Source organism: Quadrisphaera sp. RL12-1S (assembly GCF_014270065.1).
Taxonomy (GTDB): domain Bacteria; phylum Actinomycetota; class Actinomycetes; order Actinomycetales; family Quadrisphaeraceae; genus Quadrisphaera.
This window is the reverse complement of the sequence record NZ_JACNME010000003.1, coordinates 94,029-120,124: the sequence shown is the minus strand read 5'-3', so window position 1 is coordinate 120,124 and position 26,096 is coordinate 94,029. Positions and strand designations below refer to the sequence as shown.

Here is a 26,096-nt window from a genome sequence, read left to right as displayed (position 1 = left end):
GGTCCCCGGTGCCGCATCATGACGGTCGATGGTCCAGGACACGCTGCCCGACGCGGTGCTGCAGCAGCTGCACCACCGCGGGGGCCTGGTGACCTCCTGGTGGCCAGCGGCCGTCCTCGCCGTCCTCGCCGTGGCCCTGGTGCTGCTGGGCGTGCGGCTGCGCACCCGCGGCCGGAGGTCCTGGGTGCCGGCGACGGCCGCCGTGGTGGCGCTCGCGGCCGCCGCGGCCACGGGCGCCAGCGCCCTCACCGGGTCGCTGCCCTCCGCCCAGGCCGTGCAGGCCCTGGCCAGCGCCCAGGTGCCCGGGACCGACGGCACCGTCACGCAGGTGTCCGTCCCGCTGCGCGCGGGCTCCGGGCTGGAGCCCAGCCAGACGTGGGTCTACACCCCGCCCGGCTACGACGCGGCCGGCTCCCAGCGCTACCCCGTCGTCTACCTCTTCCACGGCGAGCCGGGCTCCTCCGCGGACTGGTTCACCGCCGGCGACGTCGCCCACACCGCGGACGTCCTCATCCACGGCGGGCTGATCCCCCCGGTGGTGCTCGTGGCGCCGGACCTCACCTCGCCGGGCACCGACGACACCGAGTGCCTGGACAGCACCCGGCCGGGCGGCCCCCAGGTCGAGACGCACGTCCTCGACGTCGTCTCCTACGTCGACGCCCACTACGCCACCCAGGCCGACCCGGAGCACCGCGTGGCCGCCGGCATGTCCATGGGGGCCTACTGCGCTGTCGACCAGGGCCTGCGCCACCAGGACGTCTACGGCGGGATCATCGGGCTGGAGGCCTTCAGCAACCCCGGGCAGGGCGGGCAGGACGCCCTCACCTCCGAGGCCCAGTACCGGGCGGTCTCGCCCGACCACTACCTGCCGCAGCTGCGGATGACCCGCAGGACGCCCGTGTTCCTGGACAACGCCGACGACGGCGACCCGGTCTCCGCCCGCAACACCGCGCGGCTGTACGCCGAGCTGCAGGCCAAGGGCGTGCCGCTCCAGCACGACGTGGAGACCGGCCAGCAGCACGACTGGGACTTCGCGGCCCTCGGCATCGCCCACGGCCTGGTGTGGACCTTCGACCAGATGGGCCTGGCCCCGAAGACCGCTCAGGACGCGTCGGCCCCGTCCGACCCCGCGGCAGCCACCCCGACCTCCTGACGGGCCCTGCGCCGGCGCCGGCCCAGCCTCCGGACCGCGACCACCCCCGCGGCCAGCGCGGCCGCGAGCACCAGCCACGGCAGCAGCACCCCGGCCACCACGAGCGCCGCCCCGAGCGCGGAGACCAGCGAGCGCCAGCCGGACGCCAGCCCGTCGAGGAAGTCGCGGGGCCCGGCTTCCGGCGCGGCGGCGCGGCCCTGGACCGACAGCGTGAGCGTGGCCATCTGCACCTGCCCTGCCAGCAGCGTCCGCTGCTGCGCCAGCGAGTCGAGCTCGGCCTGGCGCTGGGTGAGGGCGCTCTCGGCGGCCACCACCGCCTCGGTGCTCCCGGCGCCGGCCAGCAGCTGGGTCAGCCGGTCGGTGGAGGTGCGCAGCGCACCGATCCGGGCGTCAAGGTCGGTGGCCTGCGCGGTGACGTCGGTGGCGCTGACGGTGACGTCGCTGACGGTCCCGAACCGCGCCAGCCCCTCCACCGTGGTGCTGAGGCGGTCGGCGGGCACGCGCAGCACGAGGTGCGCGGTGGCCGCGCCTCCCTCGGGGGTCTGCACCGAGCGCTCCTCCACCCGGCCGCCCGCGCCCTCCACGAGCACCGCGATGCGCCCGGCCGCGGCGGCCACGTCCTCGGCGACCAGGCTCGCCGACGCGGTGGTGATGATCTGCCGGGAGGAGTCGGCCGCCAGGTCCCCGCCGCTCGCCCCGACGCCCGCGGCGCCCTGGAACGTCGTGGCGGTCGCCGAGTCCGCGGAGCCGCCAGCCCCCGAGCCCGCAGCCCCCGAGCCGCGCGCCCCGGCCTCCGCGGCGGCCGCGGCCGCCGCGGGCTCGGCCGCCGACCCCGCCGACGCACTGCCACCGGAGGTGCAGCCGGCGAGCGAGAGGGCGGCGGCCGCGCAGAGCACGACAGCGCGGGAGCTGAGGACGACGCGCCTGGTCATGCCCGCACGACGCCGCTCGGGTGCTGCCGCGTTGCAGCGCGGCGGGCGCCGTGACGTGATCGTGACCGCCGTCGTCCGCCTGGGTGCCCTACCCGTCCCCCTCCCCGCGACGATCACGCACCTGAGCGCCACCTCTCGCGACGATCAAGGACGTTGCACGCGGGTCCCGTCGCGTCGGGATGTGGCGCGCAGCTGCATGATCGTGGCGGGGGTGGGGGTCCCGGCGGGTCTGGATCTCGTGGTCGTCGCAGGTGGCGGGGGGTCAGAGCACCTCGACGCCGGCGGAGCGCATCTCGGCCACCGCGCGCTCGTCGTCGCCGTCATCCAGGAGCACGAACCGCGTCAGCTCCAGCGGCACCTGCACCGCCAGCCCCCGCGCTGCGCCGTCCAGCGCGGTGGCCTTGACGCAGTAGTCGCCGGCGAGGCCGACGACGACGACGCGCCGCACCCCGTGGGCGTCGAGCAGGTCTCCCAGCACGGTGGCCTCGCGGCGTCCCGACGCCAGGTCCAGCTCGGAGAAGCCGGAGTAGCCGTCCTCCGCGCCGGTGCCCTTGCGCACCCTCGGCGCACCGCTGGGCACGGCCAGCGCCGGGTGCAGCTCCGCGCCGGGCGTGCCCGCCACGCAGTGCGCCGGCCAGATCCCGCCGTCGGCCGCGAAGTGCGGGGTGTGCTCGGGGTGCCAGTCCTGCGTGAAGACCACCGGGGAGCCCGCAGCCGTGGCCGCCTCCACCTCGGCGTTGACCAACGGCACCACGTCCTGCCCACCGGTGACGTACAGGGAGCCGGAGGGGTCGGCGAAGTCGACCTGGACGTCCACCACCACCAGGGCCGTGCCCGGCCCGTACGCGAAGCGCTCAGCTGCCACGGGCCCAGCCTCGCGCACCAGGGCCGACAGGTCATCCGGTGGACGCCTCCCGGACGGCGTGAACACCCCCGGCACCGGGTAGGTAGGAGAGCATGACCGACCTCGCCACGCGTCCCGCCGTCCCCGTCGTCCCCGGGGGGGACCTGGTCCCCGACGTCCTGGACGCGGAGGCCCTCGCCGCCGTCGACCACTGGTGGCGCGCCGCCAACTACCTGTCGGTGGGGCAGATCTACCTCCAGGCCGACCCGCTGCTGCGCGAGCCCCTCAGCCCGGACCACGTCAAGGCCCGCCTGCTCGGCCACTGGGGCACCACCCCGGGCCTGAACTTCGTGTGGAGCCACGTCAACCGCGCCATCAGGGACCGCGACACCGAGGCGCTGTTCGTGGCGGGCCCCGGGCACGGCGGCCCGGCGGTGGTGGCCAACGCCTGGCTGGAGGGCGCCTGGACCGAGGCCTACCCCGACGTCGACCAGACCGAGGAGGGGATGCGGCGCCTGTTCCGGCAGTTCTCCTTCCCCGGGGGCATCCCCAGCCACGCGGCGGCGGACGTGCCCGGCTCCCTCCACGAGGGCGGTGAGCTCGGGTACGCACTCGTGCACGCCACCGGCGCGGTCTTCGACGACCCCGACCTCGTGGCGGTGTGCGTCATCGGTGACGGCGAGGCCGAGACCGGTCCGCTGGCGGCCTCCTGGCACGCGAACAAGTTCCTCGACGCCGCCCGCGACGGCGCGGTGCTGCCCGTGCTGCACCTCAACGGCTACAAGATCGCCAACCCCACCGTGCTGGCCCGCATGGACGACGACGAGCTGGAGCAGTACCTGCGGGGCACCGGCTGGGACCCGCTGTGGGTCTCAGGGCCCGGCGACGGCGAGGACGCCACCCCCGTCCACCAGCGCATGGCCTGGGCGCTGGACACCGCGCTGGACCGCATCGCCGAGAACCAGCGCTCCGCCCGCGAGCACGCGGCCGCCCACGACGGCGACCCGGGCGACCGACCCCGCTGGCCCGTGCTCGTGCTGCGCACGCCGAAGGGGTGGACCGGCCCGCTCGAGGTGGACGGCCAGCCCGTCGCGGGCACGTGGCGCGCCCACCAGGTGCCGCTGTCCGAGGTCCGCTCCGACGAGGGGCACCGCGAGCAGCTGCGCGCCTGGCTGGAGAGCTACCGCGCCGCCGAGCTCTTCGACCCCACCGGTGCCCCGACCGACGCCGTCCTCGCCAACCGTCCCCGCGACGAGCGCCGCATGAGCGCCAACCCGCGCACCAACGGCGGCCTCGTGAAGAAGCCCCTGCGCCTGCCCGACTTCCGCTCCTACGGCGTGGACGTGCCGCGGCCCGGTGAGCAGGTGCACAGCCCCACCACGGTCTTCGGCGAGTGGCTGCGCGACGTCATGGCCGCCAACCCCGAGACCTTCCGCCTCTTCGGCCCCGACGAGGTGGCCAGCAACCGGCTCCAGGCCGTCTTCGACGTCACCGGCCGCCAGCTCGCCGACGGACCCCGCGACGGCGACAGCCACGTCCAGCGGAACGGCCGCGTCATGGAGGTGCTCTCCGAGCACCTGTGCCAGGGCTGGCTGGAGGGCTACCTCCTCACCGGGCGCCACGGGCTGTTCACCAGCTACGAGGCGTTCATCCACATCGTCGACTCGATGGTCAACCAGCACGCCAAGTGGCTCAAGACCACCCGGCAGCTGCCCTGGCGCCGGCCGCTGGCGTCCCTGAACTACCTGCTGTCCAGCCACGTCTGGCGCCAGGACCACAACGGCTTCTCCCACCAGGACCCGGGCTTCATCGACCACGTGGTCACCAAGAAGGCCGAGATCACGCGGGTCTACCTGCCGCCGGACGCCAACACCCTGCTGTCGACCATGGACCACGTGCTGCGCAGCGAGCACTACGTCAACGTCGTCGTCGCCGGCAAGCAGCAGGCCCTCGACTACCTCACCGTCGACGAGGCGGTGGCCCACTGCACCCGGGGCCTGGGCAGGTGGGCGTGGGCGTCCAACGACGAGGGCGTCGAGCCCGATGTGGTCATCGCCTGCGCGGGAGACATCCCCACCCAGGAGGCGCTCGCGGCGACGGCGATCCTGCGCCGGCGGCTGCCCGAGCTGCGCGTGCGGTTCGTCAACGTCGTCGACCTCATGCGCCTGCAGCCCGAGAGCGAGCACCCCCACGGCATGCCGGACCGCGAGTACGACGCGCTGTTCACCACCGACCGGCCCGTGCTGTTCGCCTTCCACGGCTACCCGACGCTGGTGCACCGCCTCACCTACCGCAGGAACGGCCACCACCACCTGCACGTGCGGGGCTTCATCGAGGAGGGGACCACCACCACGCCCTTCGACATGGTCCACCGCAACGACCTCGACAGGTTCCGCCTCGTCATGGACGTCATCGACCGGGTGCCCGGCCTGGGCGTCAGGGAGGCCGGGCTGCGCCAGGAGATGGCCGACGCCCGGCTGGCCGCCCGCGCCCACGCCTACGAGACCGGCGAGGACCCTGAAGAGATCAGCGGGTTCCGCTGGGACCCCTCGCTCTGACCTATGGTGACGCGATGGTTGCTCTGCGTGCCTGGGGAGTGCCCGGCGGCCGCGCGGTGCCCCCGACCTGCGAGATACTCCCGGACCGGGAGGCGGGGACCCCCGCCCCGGTCGAGCGCGGCGCCGAGTGCGCCGCTGAGGGACGCGTGGAGGTCGGCGTGCACGGGAACAGCCACCCCGCCGCCTCCGCCGCTGACCTGACGGGCTCGCTCGGCGCCGACGACGCGCTGGTCCTGCGACCGGGACCCGACGGTGGGTGGCAGCACGCGGCCGGCCACGGCGCCGGCGCCGTGGCCGCCGGCCAGGTCCCGGCCCCTGTCGACCTCGACGCCGACCACCTCGTGGCCCGGGCGCTGCGCAGCGGAGCCGTGGTGCGGGTGCTGTCCGTGGACCCGGCCCCGGTGGTCGCCGGCTACCGCGCGGCCACCGCGGCCGTGGTGGCCTGCGGTGACGACGCGCTGGTGGTGCTCGGCGCACGCACCCGCAGCGACCGCCTCCTCGCAGCCCCCGACGCCGAGGTCCGCGACGTCGCCCGGCGGCTGGCCACGGCGCTCGGGGGGCCGGTCCCGCCGCACGCGGACGGGTCGGGCCGGGAGGGCACCGGCTCACTCGAGGGACCCGTGGTCGACGAGCTGCGCGCGCTGCACGCCGTGCAGGAGCTCACCGGTGCGCTGCGCGGCTCGCCCGCCGAGGCCGTCCAGCGCGTCGCCCACGTGCTGCTCGACGCCCTCGGCTGCCGGCTCGCCGCGGTGTGGCTGGACGGCGGTCCGGCCGCCGTGGTCCGCAGCTCCAGCTTCGCCGCCGGTGGTGTGACCGTGGTGACGGGCTCCCCGGGACCGGACGCCGGGAGCGCGTTCGAGCGCGCCGACGACGCGGCCGTGCTGGCGGCGGCCCGGGCCGCCGTGGGCGGTGCCGCACCGTCACCCGGGAGCTCAGCGGGTGCTCCGCTGCGTCCCCAGGACGGCGCGGTGGCGGCGCTGGTGCTTCCGCTGGGCGGCGCTGACCACCCCGGCGGCCCGTCCGGTGGCGTCCTGGCCGTGCGCGCCGGCCCGGGGGCCCAGCCGTTCAGCCCGCTGCGCCGCCGCATCGCCACCCAGCTGGTGCACACCGCCGGCACCGTGATGGCGGTGGTGCTCGCGCGCCAGAAGGTGGAGCAGCAGCTGTCCGACACGCGGCTGCAGCTGGGCCGCGACGCCCTCACCGACGTCGGCAGCCGCCACCGGTGGGACTCCGAGCTCGCGGCCGCGCAGGGACTGGTGGACGCCGGCGTGCCGGTGGCGGTGGCGCTGCTCGACCTGGACGACCTCAAGCGCGTCAACGACGAGCACGGGCACGCCGCCGGTGACGAGCTGCTGCGCACCTGCGGTGCTGCGCTGCGGGCCTGCCTGCGCGACAGCTCCGACGTGGTGGCGCGCGTCGGCGGGGACGAGTTCGCGGTGCTGGTGCCGCGCGTCGGCGACGTCGACGCGCTGGTGGCGCGCCTGCGCGCGGGCGTGGAGGCGGCCCGCACCGCCGACGGCCTGCCGCTGCGGGTGTCGGTGGGTGCCGCCCGGGCGGAGGCGGGGCGGACGGTCGCCGAGGCGGTGGCCGCCGCCGACGCCGCCATGTACCAGGACAAGCGCCGCCGCCGCGCGCAGCGCGCTCGCTCCGGAGAGCGCTCCGGCCGGTGAGGGCGCGGCTGCTCTTGGCTGCGGCGGTGCTGGCGCAGCTGGTGGTGCTCTACGCGCCGCGCGCGCCGTCCACCGACCAGGTCCCGCTGGTGGGCCCGGTGCTTGACAAGGTGGTCCACCTGGCCGTCTTCGCGCTCGTGGCCTGGACCGGGCGGCGGGCGGGCGTCCGGGTGCGTCTGCTCGTCGTCGTCCTCCTGGCCCACGCGGTGGTCTCGGAGCTGCTGCAGCACTGGGTGCTGCCGCACCGCAGCGGCGACCCCCTGGACGCCCTCGCGGACGCCGCCGGCGTGCTCGTGGGGCTGCTGCTGCCGGCCCGGCGGGGCAGACTGGTCGCGTGACGCTCGGGAAGGGGGAGGAGCGGGCCGGGGCCGGGGTCGACGGGTGGTCGATGACCGGACGGCTCCTCGTGGCCACGCCCTCCCTGACCGGGGAGGAGTTCCGCCGCAGCGTGGTGCTCCTGCTCGACCACACCGCCGACGGCGGGGCCTTCGGGGTGGTGGTGAACCGCCCGACGACGACGGCGGTCGACGCGGTGCTGCCGGACTGGCAGCCGTACACCACCGCACCGGGCCAGCTGTTCCGCGGCGGCCCGGTGGGGCTCGACTCCGCGCTGGGGCTGGTCCGGGCGCCCGGGGACGACGCCGAGCCGCTGGGCGTGCGGCGCATCGTGGGCTCGGTGGGCGTGGTGGACCTCGACGCGCCGCCCGAGGTGGTGGCCCCGGGTGTCGCCGGCCTGCGGATCTTCGCGGGGTACGCCGGCTGGAGCGCCGGCCAGCTCGAGGACGAGGTGGCCGAGGGCTCCTGGTACGTGGTCGACGGCGAGGCCGGGGACGCGTTCACCGCCGCGCCGCAGGACCTGTGGGCCGCGGTGCTGCGCCGCCAGGGCGGCCGGCTGGCCTGGGTGGCGTCCTACCCGTCGGACCCCTCGCTGAACTGACGGCCCGTCGGTGCCACGACGTACGCTGTGGTCCATGAGCGAGCCGCTGTCCGACCCCAGCGCCAGCCCCGCGACGGCGGACCCGCGGACCTCCTCCTCGGGCACCGCTCTGCTCGACCGGGAGCTCGTCGAGCAGCCCGTCGAGCCGGGTGACCACGAGCGGTACGCGCACTACGTCCGCAAGGAGAAGGTGCTGGAGTCCGCGCTCACCGGTGAGCCCGTGATCGCCCTGTGCGGGAAGGTCTGGGTCCCCGGGCGGGACCCGAACAAGTTCCCCGTGTGCCCGATGTGCAAGGAGGTCATCGAGGGCATGCGCGCCCGCGAGGGCGGCTCCGGCGGGGGCTCCGGCAAGGGCTCCGGCGCGGGGGAGTGATCCGCGGCGAGCTGCGGGTCGCGCTCGCCGGCATCGTCGCGCTGGTCACGCTGGTCGCCTTCGAGGCGATGGCGGTCAGCACGGCCATGCCCGTCGTGGCCGACGAGCTGGGCGGCCTGAGGCGCTACGGCCTGGCCTTCTCCCTCTTCCTCACCGCCAGCCTGCTGGGCACGGTGCTGGCCGGCGGCTGGGCGGACGCCCGCGGTCCGCGCACGCCCGTGGTGGCGGGGCTGCTGGCCTTCGCCGGCGGTCTGGTGGTCTGCGGGACCGCCCCGACGTTCACCGTGCTGCTCGTCGGCCGCGCGGTCTCCGGGCTGGGCGGCGGCCTGCTCGTCGTCTCCCTGTACGCCGTGGTCGGGGCCGTCTTCGACGAGGCGGTGCGGCCCCGCGTCTTCGCGTGGATCAGCTCGGCGTGGGTGCTGCCCGCCGTCATCGGCCCGCTGGCTGCGGGCTGGCTGGCCACTGCGTGGAGCTGGCGGGCGGTGTTCCTGCTCGTGGCACCGCTGGCCGTGGTGGTCGGTGCCGTGCTGCTGCCCCGGTTGTGGCACCTGGGCGCCCCGGCGCCGGAGGCCGGCGCCCCGGAGCGCGAGGGTCTGCTCAGCCAGCGCTCGCGCGCGCTGCGGGGCCTGGGGGTGGCGGCCGGCGCGGGTCTGGCGCAGGCGGGTGCCGCCGAGCTGGTGCCGCTGCGCCTGCTCCCGGTGGTCACGGTGCTGGTGGGCCTGGCCGCTGTCCTGCTGGCCCTTCCGGCGCTGCTGCCGGAGGGCACACTGCGCGCCCGGCGCGGGTTGCCGAGCGTCATCGCCGTCCGCGGCCTCATGACCGCGGGGTTCTTCGGCGCCGAGTCGTACGTGCCGCTCATGCTGGTGCTCGAGCGCGGGCTGCCGGTCACCCTGGCGGGGCTGGCGCTCACGGGGGCGGCGATGGGCTGGACCCTCGGTTCGGCGCTGCAGGGGCGGCAGGGGCTGCGGATGGACAGGTCCCGCCTCATGGCGGTCGGCGGGCTGCTCGTGGCCTGCGCCGTGGGGCTGCTCGTGCTGCCGTCGCTGCACGTGCTGCCCGGCCTGGCGGTGCTCGGCGTCTGGGCCGTCGGCGGCCTCGGGATGGGCCTGACGCTGTCCAGCACCAGCGTGCTGACGCTGTCCATGAGCCCGCCGGACCTGCGAGGGCGCCACAGCGCCGCGCTCCAGCTGTCCGACGCCCTCGGCGCCGTGGTGGGCATCGGGGTGGCCGGGGCGGTCTTCGCCGCACGCCTGGGCGCCGCGCCCGACCTCCACGCCGACCTGTCCGGCGCCGCCGCGGGGGCCTCCGCGGCGCCCAGCGCCGACGGCGGGGTGACGTTCGCCCTGGTCTTCGGCGGGCTGTCGCTGGTCGGGCTGGTGGCCGCGGCGGTGGCGCTGCGCGTGAGGCCCGCCGGGGGCTGGCCGAACCAGCCCGGAGCGGGCGGGCGAGCGGCTAGCGTGGCCGGGCCGTGAGTTCCTCCCCGCTCCAGCGAGCCCGCAGAAGCGCCTCCGCACACCTGCCCGCGGAGGCCTCCGACGACCTCTTCGCGCAGGCCGCCGACGAGCAGCCCCGTGACGAGCAGCCCGGTGACCCCGGCGCCGTGGTCGGCCCGGTGGAGTCGCACGGCGGCCGCCCGCTGCGCGCCTGGCAGGCGCAGGCGCTGGGGCGCTACGAGGCCGAGAAGCCGACCGACTACCTCGTCACGGCGACCCCCGGGGCCGGCAAGACGACCTTCGCCCTGACGCTGGCCTCGCGGCTGCTCGCGCGCCGGGAGGTCGCCCGCGTCGTCGTCGTCGCCCCCACCGACCACCTGCGCACGCAGTGGGCGGAGGCCGCCGACGCCGCGGGCATCGTGCTCGACCCGACGCTCACCAACGCCGTGGGCCCGGTGCGCGCGGGGACGAAGGGCTACGTCACCACGTACGCGCAGGTGGCGGGCAAGCCGGCGCTGCACGCCGCCCGGTGCACGGCTGCCAAGACCCTGGTCATCCTCGACGAGGTCCACCACGCCGGGGACGGCCTCAGCTGGGGCGAGGCCGCCGAGGAGGCCTTCGACCGGGCCGCCCGCCGCCTGTGCCTCACGGGGACGCCGTTCCGCACCAAGCCCGGCGAGCGGATCCCCTTCGTGCGGTACTCGGAGGTGCCCGACGGGGAGCCCGGCGAGCTGCGGTCCGCAGCGGACTACACGTACGGCTACCGCGAGGCCCTGCGCGACGGCGTGGTGCGTCCCGTGGTGTTCGCGGCGTACACGGGCACCGCGCGCTGGCGCAACAGCGCGGGCGAGGTCATCGCCGCGTCGCTGAGCGAGCCGAGCACCAAGAGCGTCGAGGCGACCGCCTGGAAGACCGTGCTCGACCCCAAGGGCCAGTGGGTGCCGCACGTCATCGCCGCCGTCGACGAGCGCATCACGCACCTGCGCGCCCACGGGATGCCCGACGCGGCCGGGCTCGTGCTGGCCTCCGACCAGGACGACGCCCGCGCCTACGCCGCCATCGTCAAGAAGGTCACCGGCACCAAGCCCGAGCTGATCCTGTCCGACGACCCGACGGCGTCGAAGAAGATCGAGAAGTTCGGCACGGGCACCACGCGGATCGCGGTCTGCGTGCGCATGGTGTCCGAGGGCGTCGACGTGCCGCGCGCGGCCGTGCTGGCCTGGATGACGAGCTACCGCACCCCGCTCTTCTTCGCGCAGGCCGTGGGGCGCGTGGTCCGCAGCCGCGGACCCCACGAGGCGGCCACCGTGTTCCTGCCCGCCGTGCGCCCGCTGCTCACGCTGGCCGCCTCCATGGAGGAGGAGCGCAACCACGTCATCCCGCCGCCCGCGGAGGCCAGCGAGGACCTCGACCCGCTGCCGCCGCGCGAGCGCGCGGCGGGGGAGACCCGCGAGTGGCGCGCCCTCGACGCCGACGCCCAGTTCGCGCACGTCCTCCACGGGGGCCGTGCCGTGCTGGCGGGCTCGGCGCCGGCCGAGCTGTCGGAGGAGGACGGCGAGCACCTCGGCCTGCTCGCGGGGATGCTCACCCCCGAGCAGACCGCGCACCTGCTCTCCCAGCGCGACGAGGAGCACCGCCGCGCCGCGGCCGCTGCCGCCGTCCAGGACGACCTCTTCGGTGGTCTCGGCGGCGACGACGGCGGGGGCGGCCGGGGCGCGGGCGCCGCCGGCGGCCCCGACTCGACGGCGGGGCGCTTCGAGCCCGACGAGGGCCAGGCCGGCTGGCGCGCGGCCGCAGAGCTGCGCCGCGAGGTGAACCAGCTGGTGGCGCGGGTGGCGTCGCGCTCCGGTGAGCCCCACGCGCGGGTGCACGTGGCGCTGCGCAAGGCCGTGCCGGGGCCGGCCTCGGCCTCGGCGTCCGTGGAGGTGCTGGAGAAGCGCCGCGACTTCCTGCTCGCCCAGCTCTGACCCCCGCCCGCCCCCTCGCCTTCGCGTGCCCCCGATCCCGCACTCGCGCACCCGAGTGCGCCTTCGCGCACCCCGGATCCCGCACTCGCGCACCCGAGTGCGCCTTCGCGCACCCCGGATCCCGCACTCGCGCACCCGAGTGCGCCTTCGCGCACCCCGGATCCCGCACTCGCGCTTCCGAGTGCAGGTCTGCAATCGGAAAGTACTTGCCATGGTGGAAAGTAGTTGCCACACTCGTGGCATGAGCGAGCACGCCCACCTCACCGCCGACCAGGCCCGTGCCGCCCTCGCGGGCGCCGACACCGCCCGACGAGGCCTCGCCGCCCGCGGGCGGTGGCTGGCCACCTACTTCGCCACCTTCGCCGTCGGAAGCGTCGTCGTGGTGAGCGTCATCGGGCTCGTCCCCGGGCCCGTCGGGGTGTCCCTGGCGATGGCCGCGTGGGTGGTGCTGATCTCCGTCTGCGTCTCCTGGGCCGCGCGCCGTCCCGTGCGCCTGCGCTCCGAGGGGAGGCTGCACGCCCTGGCCTGGGGGTCCTGGGCCGTCGTCTACGGCGTGGTGCTGGTGACCGGCGAGTCGCTGGGCGCCGGCCCCTCGTACTGGCTGCCCGCCGCCGTGGTCACCGCCGTGCCGCTGGCCGCCTGCGCCGTCCTGGCCCTGCGGTGGTCGCGCCGGTGACCAGCACCTCCCACCCCCGCCACCAGCTCGACGACGTCATCCACTCCCCGGTGCGCCTGTCGGTGGTCTCGGCGCTCTCGGGCGTCGACCGCGCGGAGTTCGGCGAGGTCCGCGACACCGTGGAGGTCTCCGACTCGGTGCTGTCCAAGCAGGTCGCGGCCCTGGAGGCCGCCGGCTACGTGGAGGTGACCAAGGGGCGGGTCGGGCGCCGCCCCCGCACGTGGCTGGCGCTGACGGACGACGGTCGGGCGGCGCTGCGGTCCCACCTCGACGCCCTCCGGGCACTGCTCGGCCACGGGCTCGGCTAGCAGCCCGCGGGCCCAGCGCCCACAGTGGTCGGGTGCCGACGATCGAGGCCCGTACCGACCTCCCCGGGGACGTCGCCACCGTGCTGGCGGTCTCGCTCGACCTCGACGTCGAGCGCGCCGCCGGCCGCCGCCACCGGGTGCACCCGGTGCCCGCGGGCCCCGGCAGCCGCACCAGCGGCCGGATCGGCGCCGGGGAGCGGGTGCGCTGGTCGCTGCGGCTGTACGGCGTGGTGCCGCTGCGGCACACGACGCAGATCCTCGAGGTGCACGAGGCGCTGCCCGGCGGGGGAGCGCGCTTCGTGGACGCGATGGTCTCCGGCGCGTTCTCGGCCTTCCGGCACGAGCACCTCTTCGACCCGCTCCCGCCCGGTCCCGACGGGTCCGCCCGCACGCGGTCGACGGACCGCATGACGTGGACCAGCCCGCTGGGTCCGCTCGGCCGCCTCGCCGACGCGCTGCTCGTGCGCCGGACGCTCGTCGGGCTGCTGGCAGACCGCAACGCCGAGATCGGCCGCCGCCTGGGCCTCTGAGGACGGCGCCTGAGGACGGCGCCCGGGGACACTGCCCGGGGTCAGCGCTGGAGCGAGCTGCGGGCGGCCGCGTCCGCGCGCACCGCGCCGGCGACCAGCACGACCGCGCCGAGCACGGCGCCCCCCACCACCACGGCGGCGAAGACCCCGGGCGAGCCCGTCGTGGCGCCCACCAGCAGGGCCCCCAGGCCGGCGAGGGCCATCAGCGCCCCCGCGGCGGTGGCGAAGGGACGCGCCGCGGCGTGGCCGGTGCGCCACCCGGCGTCTCCGGCGAGGGTGCCCGGCGTGCGCACACCCACCCACCGGTTGCGGCGCAGGCGGCCGTCCGCGGCCCGTGCCACCACGTAGGGCACGAGGCCCCCGGCGGCCAGCAGGACGGCGCCCACCAGCACCGCCGTCCACACCGGCACCGAGTCGTCCACCCGCGGAAGGGTACGCGGGGCGCACGGCGGCTGCGCCGGTCTGGGAGACTGGCCCGCCGCGGGCACGACCCGTGACCGGTGCGTGGGCGAGGAGCGGGTGTGGAGCGGGTGCGGGTGGCGCTGCTGGGCTGCGGCTCGGTGGGCAGCCAGGTGGCGGCGGCGCTGGCGCCGGGCTCGGAGGGCGTTGCCGAGCTGTCGGCGCGCGCCGGGGTGGCCATCGAGCTGGTCGGGATCGCCGTGCGCGACGCGGACGCGCCGCGCGAGGGCCTCGACGGGGTGCTCGACAGGTCCCTGCTCACCACCGACGCCGAGGCGCTCGTGGCCCGGGCCGACGTCGTCGTCGAGCTGGTCGGCGGGATCGAGCCGGCGCGCAGCCTGCTGCTGCGGGCCTTCGAGCACGGCGCCAGCGCGGTGACCGGCAACAAGGCGCTGCTGGCGGCGCACGGGCGCGAGCTGCACGCCGCCGCCGACGCGGCTGGCGTGGACCTGTACTTCGAGGCGGCCGTGGCGGGCGCCATCCCGATCATCAGGCCGCTGCGGGAGTCCCTGGCCGGTGACCGCGTCGAGCGGGTGCTCGGCATCGTCAACGGCACCACCAACTACGTGCTGGACCAGATGGACACCCACGGCCAGTCGTTCGACGACGCCGTGGCGCGCGCCCAGGAGCTGGGCTTCGCCGAGGCCGACCCCACCGCCGACGTCGACGGGTGGGACGCCGCCGCGAAGGCCGCCATCCTGGCCACCCTCGCCTTCCACACCCCCGTGACCATCGACGACGTGCACCGCGAGGGCATCCGCTCGGTCTCCGCCGAGGACGTCGCGGCCGCCCGCGAGGCGGGAGCCGTGGTGAAGCTGCTCGCCGTGGCCGAGCGCACCACCGGCGTCGACGACGACGGCGCCGCGGTCGAGGGCGTGCAGGCCCGGGTGCACCCGGTCCTGCTGAGCCGGGAGCACCCCCTGGCCAGCGTCCGCGGCGCCTACAACGCCGTGTTCGTCGAGGCCGCCGGAGCCGGGGACCTCATGTTCTACGGCCAGGGCGCCGGCGGGCGGCCCACGGCGAGCGCCGTCCTGGGAGACCTCGTCACGCTGGCGCGCCACCGCCAGGACGGCAGCCAGGGACCGCGCGTGCTGGGCCACGCCGGCCTCCCGGTGCTCCCCACGGACGCCGTCCGGACCCGGTACCAGGTGCGCCTCGTGGTGGCGGACCGCCCCGGCGTGCTCGCCGCGGTGGCGCAGGTCTTCGCCGCGCACGGCGTCTCCATCGAGACCGTGCGCCAGCGCCCCGCCGCGGGGGCGGTGGCCGGTGAGGGCGGGGCCGCCTCGCTCGTGGTCGTGACGCACACCGCCGCCGACGCCGCCCTGGCCGGGTGCGTGGCGGACCTGTCGGAGCTCGACGCCGTGGCCTCGGTGGCCTCGGTGCTGCGTGTGGAAGGGGACAGCTGATGGCGCACCAGTGGCGCGGGGTGGTCGACGAGTACCGGGAGCGCCTGCCGGTGGTGGCGGGGGCGCCCGCGGTGACGCTGGGCGAGGGCGGCACGCCGCTCGTGCGGGCCCGCCACCTGTCCGAGCTGACCGGGTGCGACGTCCGCCTCAAGGTGGAGGGCTGCAACCCCACCGGCTCCTTCAAGGACCGGGGCATGACGGTGGCGATGACGCGCGCCGCCGCGGACGGCGCCCGCGCCGTCATCTGCGCCTCCACGGGCAACACCTCGGCGTCCGCGGCGGCCTACGCCACGGCTGCCGGCCTGTCCTGCGGCGTGCTCGTCCCCGACGGCCGGATCGCCATGGGCAAGCTCAGCCAGGCGGTGGCGCACGGCGCCACGCTGCTGCAGGTGGACGGCAACTTCGACGACTGCCTCCGGCTCGCCCGCGAGCTGGCCGAGTCCTACCCGGTCGAGCTGGTCAACTCCGTCAACCCCGCGCGCATCGAGGGCCAGAAGACGGGCGCCTTCGAGGTGGTGGACGCCCTGGGGGACGCCCCCGACGTGCACTGCCTCCCGGTGGGCAACGCCGGCAACATCACCGCCTACTGGCGCGGCTACAGCGAGTACGCCGCTGACGGGCCCGCCACGCGCCGCCCGCGCATGTGGGGCTTCCAGGCCGCCGGAGCCGCCCCGATCGTCCACGGGCACCCCGTCGACGCGCCGGACACCATCGCCACTGCCATCCGCATCGGCAACCCCGCGTCCTGGGAGCAGGCCGTGGCGGCTCGCGAGGAGTCCGGCGGCGTGGTCGAGGCCGTCACCGACGAGGAGATCCTCGCGGCGCACCGGCTGCTCTCCACCCGCGACGGCGTCTTCGTGGAGCCGGCCTCCGCCGCCGGGGTCGCGGGCCTGCTCAAGCGCCACGCCGCCGGCCTGGTGGACTCCGGCCTGCGCGTGGTGGTCACGGTGACCGGCCACGGCCTCAAGGACCCGCAGTGGGCCCTGCGCGAGCCCGACGGCAGCGAGGTCCGCCCGGTGCGCGTGGGGGTCGACGCGGCCTCCGCCGCCTCGGCCCTCGGCCTCGTGTGAGCGCCCGCACGGTCCCCGGACGGCGCGTGCGCGTCGTCGTCCCCGGGTCGAGCGCCAACCTGGGGCCCGGTTTCGACGCCCTCGGGCTCGCGCTGGGCCTGCGCGACGAGGTGGTCGTCGAGGTGCTCCCACCCGGCGGGGCGGGGGAGCCCACCGCCGAGGTGGCGGTCTCCGGTGAGGGCGCGGACTCCATCCGCGGCGGTGAGGGCAACCTCCTGGTGCGCTCGGTGAGGGCGGCGCTGCACGCCGCCGGAGTGCCGGCGTCGGAGCAGCCGCGCCTGGGCGTCACCAGCCGCAACGGCGTGCCGCACGGGCGCGGTGTCGGTTCGTCGGCCGCCGCGGTGGTGGCCGGGGCCGCGGCGGGCTCCGCCCTCCTGGAGGAGCCGCTCCCCGCCGACGCGCTGCTCGACCTGGTCTGCGGCCTCGAGGGCCATCCCGACAACGCGGCGGCCTCGCTGCTGGGCGGCTTCACGCTGGGCTGGCGCGAGGGCGCTCACGGGCCCTGGCGCGCCGTGCGCGTGGACCCCCGCGCGGACCTCGTCCCGGTGCTCTGCGTGCCCGGCGTCGAGCTGTCCACCGCCCGGGCGCGGGCGATGCTGCCGCTGCACGTGGCCCACGCGGACGCCGCCCACACGGCCGGGCGCGCGGCGCTGCTGGTCGAGGCGGTGACGCGGCGGCCGGAGCTGCTGCTCGCCGCCACCGAGGACCGCCTGCACCAGGAGCAGCGCGCCGCGGCCATGCCCGCCAGCGCCTCGCTCCTGGCGGACCTGCGCAGGGCCGGCCACGCCGCCGTCGTCTCCGGCGCCGGCCCCTCGGTGCTGGTCCTGTGCCCCGGTGCCGCCGCGGCGGCGGACGCCCGCGCCCTGGTGGAGCAGCGCGCCGGGTGGCTCGCGCTGGAGCCCGGCGTCGCCCGGGAGGGCGCCGTGGTCGACGTCCTCGCGGGCTGACGGACCCGACCTGCGGACAGCCCCCGCCGGGAAGTCCTCATCACCGCCGCCGGCGCGCCGATGGGAGGGCGGGACCACCGGAGGGCCGCGCGGCCGTCCGGGCGACATCTGCACGCCGTCGGTGCAGCCCTTCCGAGCGCGGGGGTGGCTGCTGCGACCGGGTGCTACTGTGGAGGCAGCCCTGCTGGTCTGCGCCGCGGCGCCGATGTCGCCGCCTTCTGCTGGCCCCACGGGTCGACACACCTGCCGTGGAGATCCACGGGCCCTCTCCGCTCTCCTGATCCGCGCGCTGCGCGAGGTCTGAGGGCGAGGTCCCGCACGGCGTCACTCAGCACCGGCCTCGCTCGAGACTCCCGGTGACCCGCCTCCGGTGTCCACCGAGGCGCTGACGAGGGGGAAGGACCTTCGTGACCGACACCACCGAGATCGCCGCACCGGCGCAGTCCGGCGCGGCGACCGACTCCGGCGCGCGCCGCGCCGGGCTCACCGGTCTCCGCCTGCCGGAGCTGCAGGCGCTGGCGGTGCAGCTGGGCGTCTCCGGAACGGCCCGGATGCGCAAGAGCGAGCTGCTCGACGTCATCAAGACCGCCCAGGCGAACGGCCAGGCGAACGGCCAGCCCACCAGCCAGGGCGAGTCCGGGACCGCTCCCGCGCGCTCCACCGGCGTCCGTCGCCAGCGCCGCTCCCCGGAGCAGGCGCCCGCCGAGGCCGCCGTCCCCACCGCCGAGGACGCTGCTCCCGCCGCGACCGCGGCGCAGGCCCCCGCGGCCGACGCCTCCGAGCCCGCCGCAGCGCCGGAGCGCCCCGCGCGCCGCACCCGCGCCCCGCGCGAGCGCTCCGAGCAGGTCACCCGCACCGAGCAGCCGGCGAAGGACGCCCAGGTGCTCCTGCCGGACCTGGCTGAGCTGGCCGAGGCCCGCGCCGAGCGGACCGACCGCGCCGAGCAGCCGGAGCGCACCTCCCGGGTCGAGCGGGCCGACCGCACTGACCGCGTCGAGCGGGCCGACCGCACTGACCGCGTCGAGCGGGCCGACCGCACCGACCGCACCGAGCGCGTCGAGCGGGCCGACCGCATCGAGCACACCGACCGCGCTGAGCGGCCGGAGCGCACCTCCCAGCGCGACGCCCGCGACCGCGCCGAGGAGGTGCGGCTCGACCTGGACCGCGCCCTCGCCGAGCGCAGCGAGCGCAACGACCGCGCCCGGCGCGAGCGGGGCGAGCAGGTCCGCACCGACGACCGCGCCGCGTCCGTGCAGCGCACGTCCGCGCCGGCGCAGCAGCGCACCGACCTGGGTGCGCCCGGCGAGGACGAGGACGACGACGACCTGCGCGGTCGCCGCGGCCGTCGCGGGCGCTACCGCGACCGCGACCGCAAGGGGCGCCGCGGGCGCACCGAGGCGGGTGCGGAGGTCGAGGCCCCCGTGGAGGTCTCCCCGGACGACGTCCTCGTGCCGGTCGCCGGCATCCTCGACGTCCTCGACAACTACGCGTTCATCCGCACGTCCGGCTACCTCGCCGGCCCGAACGACGTGTACGTGCCGCTCGGGCAGGTCAAGAAGTCCGGGCTGCGCCCGGGCGACGCCGTCACCGGCGTCGTCAAGGCCCCCCGTGACGGCGACCAGCAGCAGCAGGTCAGCGGGCGCGGAGCGCAGAAGTTCAACGCGCTCGTCCGCCTCGACACCGTCAACGGCATGGCTCCCGACGAGGCGCGCCGCCGCCCGGAGTTCAGCAAGCTCACCCCGCTGTACCCCAACGAGCGCCTGCGCCTGGAGACCGAGCCCGGCATCACGGCGACGCGCATCGTCGACCTGGTCGCGCCGATCGGCAAGGGGCAGCGCGGTCTCATCGTCTCGCCGCCCAAGGCCGGCAAGACGCTGATGATGCAGGCCATCGCCAACGCGATCAGCATCAACAACCCCGAGGTCCACCTCATGGTCGTGCTCGTCGACGAGCGCCCCGAGGAGGTCACGGACATGCAGCGGACGGTGAAGGGCGAGGTCATCGCCTCGACCTTCGACCGGCCCGCCTCCGACCACACCGCCGCCGCCGAGCTCGCGATCGAGCGCGCCAAGCGCCTGGTGGAGCTGGGGCACGACGTCGTCGTCCTGCTCGACTCGCTGACCCGCCTGGGCCGCGCCTACAACCTCGCCGCCCCGGCGAGCGGGCGCATCCTGTCCGGCGGTGTCGACGCGGCCGCGCTGTACCACCCGAAGAAGTTCTTCGGCGCGGCGCGCAACATCGAGAACGGCGGCTCGCTGACCATCATCGCCTCGGCGCTGGTGGAGACCGGCTCGAAGGCCGACGAGGTCATCTTCGAGGAGTTCAAGGGCACCGGGAACATGGAGCTGCGGCTCGACCGGCGCCTCGCCGACAAGCGGGTGTTCCCCGCCGTCGACGTGAACCCGTCCGGCACGCGCCGCGAGGAGATCCTCCTGGGGCGCGAGGAGCTGGCCGTCATGTGGAAGCTCCGCCGCGTGCTCACCGCGCTCGACAGCCAGCAGTCCCTGGAGCTGCTGCTGAGCAAGATGCGCGACACCAAGAGCAACACGGAGTTCCTCATGCAGGTGAAGGCCCAGACCCCGACGACCGGCGCCGCCCGGACGCCGGCCAAGGACTGACCGCCGCCTGACGACCTCCGCACCGGCGCAGCGGACCCCGCGGGAAGTCCCGGGGGGTCCGCTGCGTTAGGAGGAGAGCCAGTCCTGCTGGCAGACTGCTCGCCGGCTCCGGCTCACGTGCGCTCCGCTCCGAGGGAGCAGCACGACCCGGCGGCCACCGACACTCGAGGAGATGCTGTGAAGAGCGAGATCCACCCGGACTACCACGAGACCACCGTGACGTGCACCTGCGGGAACACGTTCACCACCCGCAGCTCCGCGCCCGGCACGGAGATCCGCGCCGACGTGTGCAGCGCCTGCCACCCGTTCTACACGGGCAAGCAGAAGATCCTCGACACCGGCGGCCGCATCGCGCGCTTCAACCAGCGCTACGCGAAGAAGAGCTGACACCGGCTCCCTCGGACGCCGGCCCACCCCGCGGGGTGGGCCGGCGTTCGTCGTCTGACCGCCGCCCGCACGCCCTGGAGACCTGAGTGAACACCCCCGTCGACCGCCTCTCCGCGCTGCTGGCCGAGCACGCCGACGTCGAGCGCCAGCTCGCCGACCCCGCGGTGCACGCCGACGCCTCCCGGGCCCGCGCCCTGGGGCGGCGGTACGCCGAGCTGGGCCGCGTGGCGGCAGCGGCGGCGGCCCGCGAGGCGGCGGTGGCCGACCTGGCCGCCGGGCGCCAGCTGGCCGCCGAGGACGCCGCCTTCGCCGTGGAGCTGCCGGCCCTGGAGGAGACCGAGCGCGCCACCGCCGAGCGCCTGCGCGAGGTGCTCGCCCCGCGCGACCCCGAGGACGGCTCCGACGTCATCCTCGAGGTCAAGGCGGGGGAGGGCGGCGAGGAGTCGGCCCTGTTCGCGGGGGACGTGCTGCGCATGTACCTGCGCTGGGCGGAGCGCACCGGCTGGCGCACCGAGGTGCTCTCCTCAACGGACTCCGACCTGGGCGGCTACAAGGACGTGTCCGTGGCCGTGAAGCGCCGCGGCGGCGACGACGGGCCGGACGGCCCCTGGGCCCGCCTGAAGTTCGAGGGCGGGGTGCACCGCGTGCAGCGGGTGCCCGTCACCGAGTCGCAGGGCCGCATCCACACCTCCGCCGTCGGCGTCCTGGTGGTCCCCGAGAACGACGACGCAGCGGATGAGGCCGCCCTGGTCATCTCCCCGAACGACCTGCGCATCGACGTCTTCAGGTCCTCCGGGCCGGGCGGCCAGAGCGTCAACACCACCGACTCCGCCGTGCGCATCACCCACCTGCCCACGGGCACGGTGGTGAGCTGCCAGAACGAGAAGAGCCAGCTGCAGAACCGCGAGCAGGCCTTGCGCATCCTGCGGGCGCGCCTGCGGGCCGCGCAGCTGGAGGCCGCGGAGGCGTCGGCGTCCGCGGCCCGGCGCTCGCAGGTGCGCACCGTGGACAGGTCCGAGCGGATCCGCACGTACAACTACCCCGAGAACCGCATCAGCGACCACCGCACCGGCTACAAGGCCTACAACCTCGACCAGGTGCTGGCCGGTGACCTCGACCCGGTGGTCCAGTCCTGCGTCGACGCCGACCTCGCCGCCCGCCTCGCCGACGCCGGTGCCTGACGCCGTGCCCCCCGCGGACACCCAGGACGACGACGACGCCCGCCGCGGCGGCGACCTCGGCGCGGTGCTGCGCGCCGCGAGGACCCGCCTGGGCGCCGCGGGCGTCCCCTCTCCCGCCGTCGACGCGGACCTGCTGGCCGCGGGCGTGCTGGGCCTGGGGCCGGGGGAGCTGCGCGCCGCTGCGCTGCGCGGCACCGCCCTCACCGCCGCCCAGGCGTCCGCGCTCGCCGCGCTGGTGGCCCGTCGCGAGGCCCGTGAGCCGCTGCAGCACCTCCTGGGCTCGGCGCCCTTCCGCGGGCTGGAGCTGCTCGTCGGGCCCGGCGTCTTCGTGCCGCGCCCGGAGACCGAGACCACCGCGGGCCTCGCCGTTGAGGCGGCCCGGCAGGTGGTGCGCAGCGGGCGGGCGCCGCTCGTGGTGGACCTGTGCACCGGCTCGGGGGCCGTGGCCCTCGCCGTGGCCTCGGAGGTGCCGTCCGCCGTCGTCGTCGCCGTGGAGCTGGACCCCGCGGCGCACGCGTGGGCGCAGCGCAACCTCGACGCCCACCGCTCCGGCGGCGGGCCGGGCGCCGGTGCGGGGGAGCGGGTGCGGCTGGTGCTGGGTGACGCGACGTCCGCGGAGGTCCTCGCCGAGCTGGACGGGCAGGTGGACGTGGTGGCGTCCAACCCGCCGTACGTGCCACCGGGTGCCGTGCCGCGCGAGCCCGAGGTTCGCGACCACGACCCGGCCCTCGCGCTGTGGGGCGGCGGCGACGACGGCCTGCTCGTGCCGCGCGGGGTGGTGGCGCGCGCCGCGGCGCTGCTGGGGCCGGGGGGCTTCGTCGTCGTCGAGCACGCGGAGGTGCAGGGCGGGGCGCTGCGCGCCCTGCTCGCGCCGCCGTCCTGGGAGGGCGCGACCACCCACGACGACGCCGGCGGCAGGCCCCGTGCCACGAGCGCCCGCCTCGTCCAGGCTCCGGTGACACACTGGCCCGCGTGAGCAGCCGCTACGACTGCACCGAGCCCTCCGCCCGCGAGGCGGGCCTGCGCCACGCACGCGACGCCCTCGCCCGCGGCGAGCTGGTGGTGCTGCCGACCGACACCGTGCACGGCATCGCCGCCGACGCCTTCGACGCCGAGGCCGTCTCGCGCCTGCTGGCGGCCAAGGGGCGCGGCCGGTCGATGCCGCCGCCCGTGCTCGTCTCCGACGTCGCCGTCCTGGACGGCCTGGCCACCGGCGTCCCGCCGGAGGCGCGGGCGCTGGCCGAGGCCTTCTGGCCCGGGGGCCTGACGCTCGTGTGCCGCGCCCAGCCGTCGCTGCGCTGGGACCTCGGGGACACCGGCGGCACGGTGGCCGTCCGGGTGCCCGACCACGACCTCGCCCGGGAGCTGCTGCGCTCCACCGGGCCGCTGGCCGTGAGCAGCGCCAACCGGACCGGGCAGCCCGCCGCGACCACGGCCGCCGAGGCCGAGGCGCAGCTGGGGGACGCGGTGGCCGCCTACCTCGACGACGGCCAGCCCGCGCGCACCGACGCTCCGCCGTCCACCATCGTCGACGCGACCGGGGGGCGCCTGCGGGTGCTGCGCCGCGGGGCCGTCCCCACCGCGGCGCTGCGCATGGTGGTCCCGGTGGACGACGAGGACGAGCCTCCAGGGTGAGGGCCTACGTCCTCCTGCTGCTGCTCGCGGCGGGCACCACCTACCTGGCCACCCCGCTCGCCCGGCGCATCGCCGAGAAGGCCGGGGCCATGACGGCGGTGCGCGACCGGGACGTCCACTCCGTGCCGACCCCGCGCCTGGGGGGTCTGGCGATGCTCGCGGGGGTGCTGGTCGCCTTCGTGGCGGCCAGCCAGATGCCCTTCCTGGGGGACCTGTTCTCCGACAACCGGGCGCCGTGGGCGGTGCTCGCCGGGGCAGCGATCGTCAGCCTCTTGGGCGTGGCCGACGACGTCTGGGGCCTGGACCCGCTCACCAAGCTGGCCGGGCAGGTGCTGGCCGCGGGCCTCATGGCGTGGCAGGGCGTGCAGCTGTACAGCCTCCCCTGGGGCGGCGGTCTGCTCGTGGGGTCGGCGGGGCTCTTCCTCGTGGTCACGGTGCTGGCCGTGGTGGTGGGCATCAACGCCGTCAACTTCGTGGACGGCCTGGACGGCCTGGCGGCCGGCGTGGTGGGCATCGGCGGGGCCGCCTTCTTCGTCTACTCCTACCTGTTCACCCGCACGGTGACCAGCGACAACTACGCCAACCTCGGCTCGCTGACGGTGGCGGTGCTCGTGGGCGTCTGCCTGGGCTTCCTGCCGCACAACGCCCACCCCGCCCGGATCTTCATGGGCGACTCCGGCTCGATGCTCATCGGCCTGCTGCTCGCCGCCTCCGCGGTGTCGGTGACCGGCCAGGTGGACCCGGCCAACCTCAACCAGATCAGCGGGGCCCAGGTGGCCCCGGTGTTCCTGCCGGTGCTGCTGCCCGTCGCCGTGCTGCTGCTGCCGCTGACCGACCTCGTGTGGGCCGTGGTGCGCCGCGTGCTGGCGGGCCAGTCGCCCTTCGCCGCGGACAAGCTCCACCTGCACCACCGCCTCCTGTCCCTCGGGCACACCCACGGGCGCGCGGTGCTGGTGCTGTGGCTGTGGACGGCGGTGGTGTCGTTCGGGGCCATCTCGTTGGCCTTCGTCCCGCTCAAGGTGGCCTTGCTGGGGTGGGGAGCAGCCCTGCTCCTCGCCGTGCTGGTGACCCTCGGCCCGGCGCGGCGCCGCGCTCGCACGCACGGTCCGGTGCTGCTCCGGCAGCGGAGCGGGCCGGGCGGTGCGGAGCGGGGCGGTGCCGCCGAACGGGTGAGGCGTGCGTCACGTCCGCAGCCCCCGGCCGACCAGCAGCGCAGCGCCTGAGGGCCCTGCGCGGACGGCAGGGGTGCTCTCCCGCGCGTCTAGGATCGGGTGCGCCCCGCCCCCTTGACGTCTGGAGACGACCGTGCAGGCCTCGCGCCCGCAGGACCCCTACCGCGCCATGCTCCTGGGCGGCTCGCTGCCCGCCGCCGTCGTCGCCGTGGTCGCGGTGGTGGTGTTCGCGGTGGTCGACGGCGGCCTCGGCGCCGCCGGCGCCGTCACCGCCGCCCTGCTGGTGGGGGTGACGTTCGCGTCCAGCACGCTCGTGCTGCAGAAGGTGCGCCACCTCGAGCCGGTCATCGTGCTGGGCATCGCCATGGTCGGCTACATGACGGTGGTGCTCCTGCTGGGGCTCTTCCTCATCCTCTTCCGCGATGCGACCTGGCTGTCGCCGATCGCCTTCGCCGTGTCGGCGTGCGCGGTCTCGCTCGCCTGGACGGTGGGTCAGATCTGGGCCTTCACGCGCGTGCGCACCCTCCTGTTCGACCAGCAGGAGGGGCAGGCGGACGGCGCCGCTGCCGACGGCGGTGCCGCGGACCGCCCGTCCCCCCGGTGACGGGCACCCGCGCGGTCAGGAGCACCTCCGCGGTCCGATACGGTGGTCCCGCTCACGCAGGTGGTGCTCAGGGATGCGGACGACGTAGCCCGCTCGAGATCGCACCCACCCGGCCGCACTTCGACCGAGAGGATGCCCACGGATGATCGGTGTGCCGACTTCAGCGGGCTTCGTGCCCCCGAGTCCCGCCGACTTCTGGCAGCCGCTCGTCGGTGACGGCGCGTTCGCGCTGACCCGGCCGATGGTCGTCATGATCCTGACGACCGTGGTGATCTGCCTGGTGCTCGTCGCCGCCACACGTCGCCTCGCGCTCGTCCCGAGCCGTGGCCAGTGGGCCCTCGAGGGCGTCTACGGCCTCGTGCGCAACTCCGTCGGTCGAGACGTCATCGGTGCGGCCCACGTGCGCCCGTACCTCGGTCTGCTGATGTCGATCTTCACCCTGGTGCTGGTGAACAACCTGATGGGCATCACGCCCGTCGTGCAGTACCCGACCTTCGCCCGCATCGGCTTCCCGATCGTGCTGGCCGTCGCCGTGTGGGCGGTCTACATCGGTGCCCAGCTGAAGCGCAACGGCGTCGGTGGCACGCTGCGCCACCTCGTCCCCGCGGGCCTCCCGGTCGCGGCGGTCCCCGTGGTCTTCGTGCTGGAGCTGCTCACCTTCCTGCTGATCCGTCCGCTGACGCTGGCGCTGCGACTGTTCGGCAACATGTTCGCGGGCCACATGCTGCTGCTGCTCTTCGCCCTCGGCGGGGAGTACATGCTGATCCACGGCGGCGCGTTCTTGAAGGTCGTCTCCATCCCGACCTTCGCCATCTACTTCTTCCTGACGGCCTTCGAGATCCTCATCTCGTTCCTGCAGGCCTACGTCTTCGTCCTGCTGACCTCGCTGTACATCGCCGAGGCCTACGCAGACGACCACTGAGAGACACCACAGGACTCCCCACCACCCACCACGACCGCTCGGTCGCACGATCGCGGCGGGAATCGAGAGGAACGGATCTATGACTGGCAGCCTCGGGATCGTCGGCTACGGCCTGTCCGCCATCGGGCCGGGCGTCGGCGTCGGCCTGATCTTCGCCGCCTACGTCAGCGGCGTCGCACGCCAGCCGGAGGCGCGCGGCATGCTCCAGACGATCGCCATCCTCGGCTTCGTGCTCTGTGAGCAGTTCGCCATCTTCGGCATCGCGCTCGCGTTCGTCTTCGGCGGACTCTGACCCACCACGACTGAGGGGAACA

The 26,096-nt window shown here is 75.9% G+C and carries 26 protein-coding genes; 23 read left to right on the top strand and 3 right to left on the bottom strand.

The features are described from left to right. The first annotated feature begins 28 nt into the window (after window positions 1-28). The gene (locus tag H7K62_RS06825; protein ID WP_186717198.1) at window positions 29-1,153 is read left to right on the top strand and encodes an alpha/beta hydrolase; all 1,125 of its coding nucleotides are present in this window, start codon (window positions 29-31) and stop codon (window positions 1,151-1,153) included. On the opposite strand, the gene H7K62_RS06820 is transcribed toward H7K62_RS06825, so the two are convergent. Continuing rightward, window positions 1,102-2,085 carry a DUF4349 domain-containing protein gene (locus H7K62_RS06820; RefSeq protein WP_186717197.1) on the bottom strand — a complete coding sequence of 328 codons (984 nt, stop codon included), beginning with the start codon at window positions 2,083-2,085 and terminating at the stop codon, window positions 1,102-1,104. The genes H7K62_RS06825 and H7K62_RS06820 overlap by 52 nt on opposite strands. Window positions 2,086-2,347: 262 nt before the next feature. Beyond that, window positions 2,348-2,950 (bottom strand): isochorismatase family protein, encoded by a 603-nt coding sequence (locus H7K62_RS06815; RefSeq protein ID WP_222437205.1) that lies wholly within the window; start codon window positions 2,948-2,950, stop codon window positions 2,348-2,350. Window positions 2,951-3,042: 92 nt separating this feature from the next. Between H7K62_RS06815 and H7K62_RS06810 the strand changes: the two genes are divergently transcribed. The 10 genes from H7K62_RS06810 to H7K62_RS06765 all read left to right on the top strand — a co-directional run bounded on the left by H7K62_RS06810 (window position 3,043) and on the right by H7K62_RS06765 (window position 13,381). Further along, complete coding sequence (locus H7K62_RS06810; RefSeq protein WP_186717196.1) at window positions 3,043-5,487, top strand: phosphoketolase family protein; 2,445 nt, start codon at window positions 3,043-3,045, stop codon at window positions 5,485-5,487. Window positions 5,488-5,501: 14 nt separating this feature from the next. Continuing rightward, window positions 5,502-7,157 (top strand): GGDEF domain-containing protein, encoded by a 1,656-nt coding sequence (locus H7K62_RS06805; protein ID WP_186717195.1) that lies wholly within the window; start codon window positions 5,502-5,504, stop codon window positions 7,155-7,157. 26 nt (window positions 7,158-7,183) lie between these two features. Next, a complete protein-coding gene (locus H7K62_RS06800; RefSeq protein WP_222437204.1) occupies window positions 7,184-7,495 on the top strand; it encodes a VanZ family protein in 312 nt (103 codons plus the stop codon). Window positions 7,496-7,545: 50 nt separating this feature from the next. Beyond that, complete coding sequence (locus H7K62_RS06795) at window positions 7,546-8,094, top strand: YqgE/AlgH family protein (protein ID WP_186717509.1); 549 nt, start codon at window positions 7,546-7,548, stop codon at window positions 8,092-8,094. A 34-nt stretch (window positions 8,095-8,128) separates the two neighbouring features. Continuing rightward, window positions 8,129-8,467 (top strand): DUF3039 domain-containing protein, encoded by a 339-nt coding sequence (locus H7K62_RS06790; protein ID WP_186717194.1) that lies wholly within the window; start codon window positions 8,129-8,131, stop codon window positions 8,465-8,467. Then, the gene (locus H7K62_RS06785) at window positions 8,464-9,939 is read left to right on the top strand and encodes an MFS transporter (protein WP_186717193.1); all 1,476 of its coding nucleotides are present in this window, start codon (window positions 8,464-8,466) and stop codon (window positions 9,937-9,939) included. Before H7K62_RS06790 ends, H7K62_RS06785 begins: the two co-directional genes overlap by 4 nt. After that, window positions 9,936-11,867, top strand: coding sequence for a DEAD/DEAH box helicase (locus H7K62_RS06780; protein WP_370591650.1), 1,932 nt, complete (start codon window positions 9,936-9,938; stop codon window positions 11,865-11,867). The genes H7K62_RS06785 and H7K62_RS06780 overlap by 4 nt, the downstream gene beginning before the upstream one ends. A 241-nt stretch (window positions 11,868-12,108) precedes the next feature. Then, complete coding sequence (locus H7K62_RS06775) at window positions 12,109-12,543, top strand: hypothetical protein (RefSeq protein ID WP_186717192.1); 435 nt, start codon at window positions 12,109-12,111, stop codon at window positions 12,541-12,543. Further along, window positions 12,540-12,851: a winged helix-turn-helix domain-containing protein gene (locus H7K62_RS06770; protein WP_186717191.1), complete on the top strand. Its 312-nt coding sequence runs from the start codon at window positions 12,540-12,542 to the stop codon at window positions 12,849-12,851. The genes H7K62_RS06775 and H7K62_RS06770 overlap by 4 nt, the downstream gene beginning before the upstream one ends. Before the next feature lie 32 nt (window positions 12,852-12,883). Next, window positions 12,884-13,381 (top strand): SRPBCC family protein, encoded by a 498-nt coding sequence (locus tag H7K62_RS06765; protein ID WP_186717190.1) that lies wholly within the window; start codon window positions 12,884-12,886, stop codon window positions 13,379-13,381. A gap of 41 nt (window positions 13,382-13,422) precedes the next feature. On the opposite strand, the gene H7K62_RS06760 is transcribed toward H7K62_RS06765, so the two are convergent. Then, entirely contained in the window at window positions 13,423-13,803 is a 381-nt protein-coding gene (locus H7K62_RS06760; RefSeq protein ID WP_186717189.1) for an SdpI family protein, read from the bottom strand. Window positions 13,804-13,902: 99 nt separating this feature from the next. On the opposite strand from H7K62_RS06760, the gene H7K62_RS06755 reads away from it, so the two are divergent. The 12 genes from H7K62_RS06755 (at window position 13,903) to H7K62_RS06700 (ending at window position 26,074) form a co-directional block, all read left to right on the top strand. Continuing rightward, the gene (locus tag H7K62_RS06755) at window positions 13,903-15,246 is read left to right on the top strand and encodes a homoserine dehydrogenase (RefSeq protein ID WP_370591649.1); all 1,344 of its coding nucleotides are present in this window, start codon (window positions 13,903-13,905) and stop codon (window positions 15,244-15,246) included. Next, the gene (thrC, locus tag H7K62_RS06750) at window positions 15,246-16,316 is read left to right on the top strand and encodes a threonine synthase (RefSeq protein WP_186717187.1); all 1,071 of its coding nucleotides are present in this window, start codon (window positions 15,246-15,248) and stop codon (window positions 16,314-16,316) included. The genes H7K62_RS06755 and thrC overlap by 1 nt, the downstream gene beginning before the upstream one ends. Then, window positions 16,313-17,263 carry a homoserine kinase gene (gene thrB / locus H7K62_RS06745; RefSeq protein WP_186717186.1) on the top strand — a complete coding sequence of 317 codons (951 nt, stop codon included), beginning with the start codon at window positions 16,313-16,315 and terminating at the stop codon, window positions 17,261-17,263. The genes thrC and thrB overlap by 4 nt, the downstream gene beginning before the upstream one ends. Before the next feature lie 407 nt (window positions 17,264-17,670). Beyond that, window positions 17,671-19,881, top strand: a complete 2,211-nt coding sequence (rho, locus tag H7K62_RS06740) for a transcription termination factor Rho (protein ID WP_186717185.1) — start codon at window positions 17,671-17,673, stop codon at window positions 19,879-19,881. 177 nt (window positions 19,882-20,058) lie between these two features. Beyond that, the gene (gene rpmE / locus H7K62_RS06735) at window positions 20,059-20,268 is read left to right on the top strand and encodes a 50S ribosomal protein L31 (protein WP_147927300.1); all 210 of its coding nucleotides are present in this window, start codon (window positions 20,059-20,061) and stop codon (window positions 20,266-20,268) included. 86 nt (window positions 20,269-20,354) lie between these two features. After that, complete coding sequence (prfA, locus tag H7K62_RS06730) at window positions 20,355-21,449, top strand: peptide chain release factor 1 (protein WP_186717184.1); 1,095 nt, start codon at window positions 20,355-20,357, stop codon at window positions 21,447-21,449. 4 nt (window positions 21,450-21,453) lie between these two features. Next, window positions 21,454-22,425: a N5-glutamine methyltransferase family protein gene (locus tag H7K62_RS06725; protein ID WP_186717183.1), complete on the top strand. Its 972-nt coding sequence runs from the start codon at window positions 21,454-21,456 to the stop codon at window positions 22,423-22,425. Then, window positions 22,422-23,084: an L-threonylcarbamoyladenylate synthase gene (locus H7K62_RS06720; protein ID WP_186717182.1), complete on the top strand. Its 663-nt coding sequence runs from the start codon at window positions 22,422-22,424 to the stop codon at window positions 23,082-23,084. The genes H7K62_RS06725 and H7K62_RS06720 overlap by 4 nt, the downstream gene beginning before the upstream one ends. Continuing rightward, entirely contained in the window at window positions 23,081-24,307 is a 1,227-nt protein-coding gene (locus H7K62_RS06715; protein ID WP_186717181.1) for an MraY family glycosyltransferase, read from the top strand. The genes H7K62_RS06720 and H7K62_RS06715 overlap by 4 nt, the downstream gene beginning before the upstream one ends. 82 nt (window positions 24,308-24,389) lie before the next feature. Then, complete coding sequence (locus H7K62_RS06710) at window positions 24,390-24,860, top strand: hypothetical protein (RefSeq protein WP_186717180.1); 471 nt, start codon at window positions 24,390-24,392, stop codon at window positions 24,858-24,860. Between the two features lie 142 nt (window positions 24,861-25,002). After that, on the top strand, window positions 25,003-25,782 hold the full coding sequence (gene atpB / locus H7K62_RS06705) for a F0F1 ATP synthase subunit A (RefSeq protein WP_186717179.1): 780 nt from the start codon (window positions 25,003-25,005) through the stop codon (window positions 25,780-25,782). A 79-nt stretch (window positions 25,783-25,861) separates the two neighbouring features. After that, on the top strand, window positions 25,862-26,074 hold the full coding sequence (locus H7K62_RS06700; protein WP_186717178.1) for an ATP synthase subunit c family protein: 213 nt from the start codon (window positions 25,862-25,864) through the stop codon (window positions 26,072-26,074). The last annotated feature ends 22 nt before the right edge of the window (window positions 26,075-26,096 follow it).

Bases quoted from the DNA above. Each gene is read 5' to 3' on its own strand.
- H7K62_RS06825 (WP_186717198.1), top strand. From the start codon at position 29: ATGGTCCAGGACACGCTGCCCGACGCGGTGCTGCAGCAGCTGCACCAC.
- H7K62_RS06820 (WP_186717197.1), bottom strand. From the start codon at position 2,085: ATGACCAGGCGCGTCGTCCTCAGCTCCCGCGCTGTCGTGCTCTGCGCG.
- H7K62_RS06810 (WP_186717196.1), top strand. From the start codon at position 3,043: ATGACCGACCTCGCCACGCGTCCCGCCGTCCCCGTCGTCCCCGGGGGG.
- H7K62_RS06805 (WP_186717195.1), top strand. From the start codon at position 5,502: ATGGTTGCTCTGCGTGCCTGGGGAGTGCCCGGCGGCCGCGCGGTGCCC.
- H7K62_RS06795 (WP_186717509.1), top strand. From the start codon at position 7,546: ATGACCGGACGGCTCCTCGTGGCCACGCCCTCCCTGACCGGGGAGGAG.
- H7K62_RS06790 (WP_186717194.1), top strand. From the start codon at position 8,129: ATGAGCGAGCCGCTGTCCGACCCCAGCGCCAGCCCCGCGACGGCGGAC.
- H7K62_RS06775 (WP_186717192.1), top strand. From the start codon at position 12,109: ATGAGCGAGCACGCCCACCTCACCGCCGACCAGGCCCGTGCCGCCCTC.
- thrC (WP_186717187.1), top strand. From the start codon at position 15,246: ATGGCGCACCAGTGGCGCGGGGTGGTCGACGAGTACCGGGAGCGCCTG.
- atpB (WP_186717179.1), top strand. From the start codon at position 25,003: ATGATCGGTGTGCCGACTTCAGCGGGCTTCGTGCCCCCGAGTCCCGCC.
- H7K62_RS06700 (WP_186717178.1), top strand. From the start codon at position 25,862: ATGACTGGCAGCCTCGGGATCGTCGGCTACGGCCTGTCCGCCATCGGG.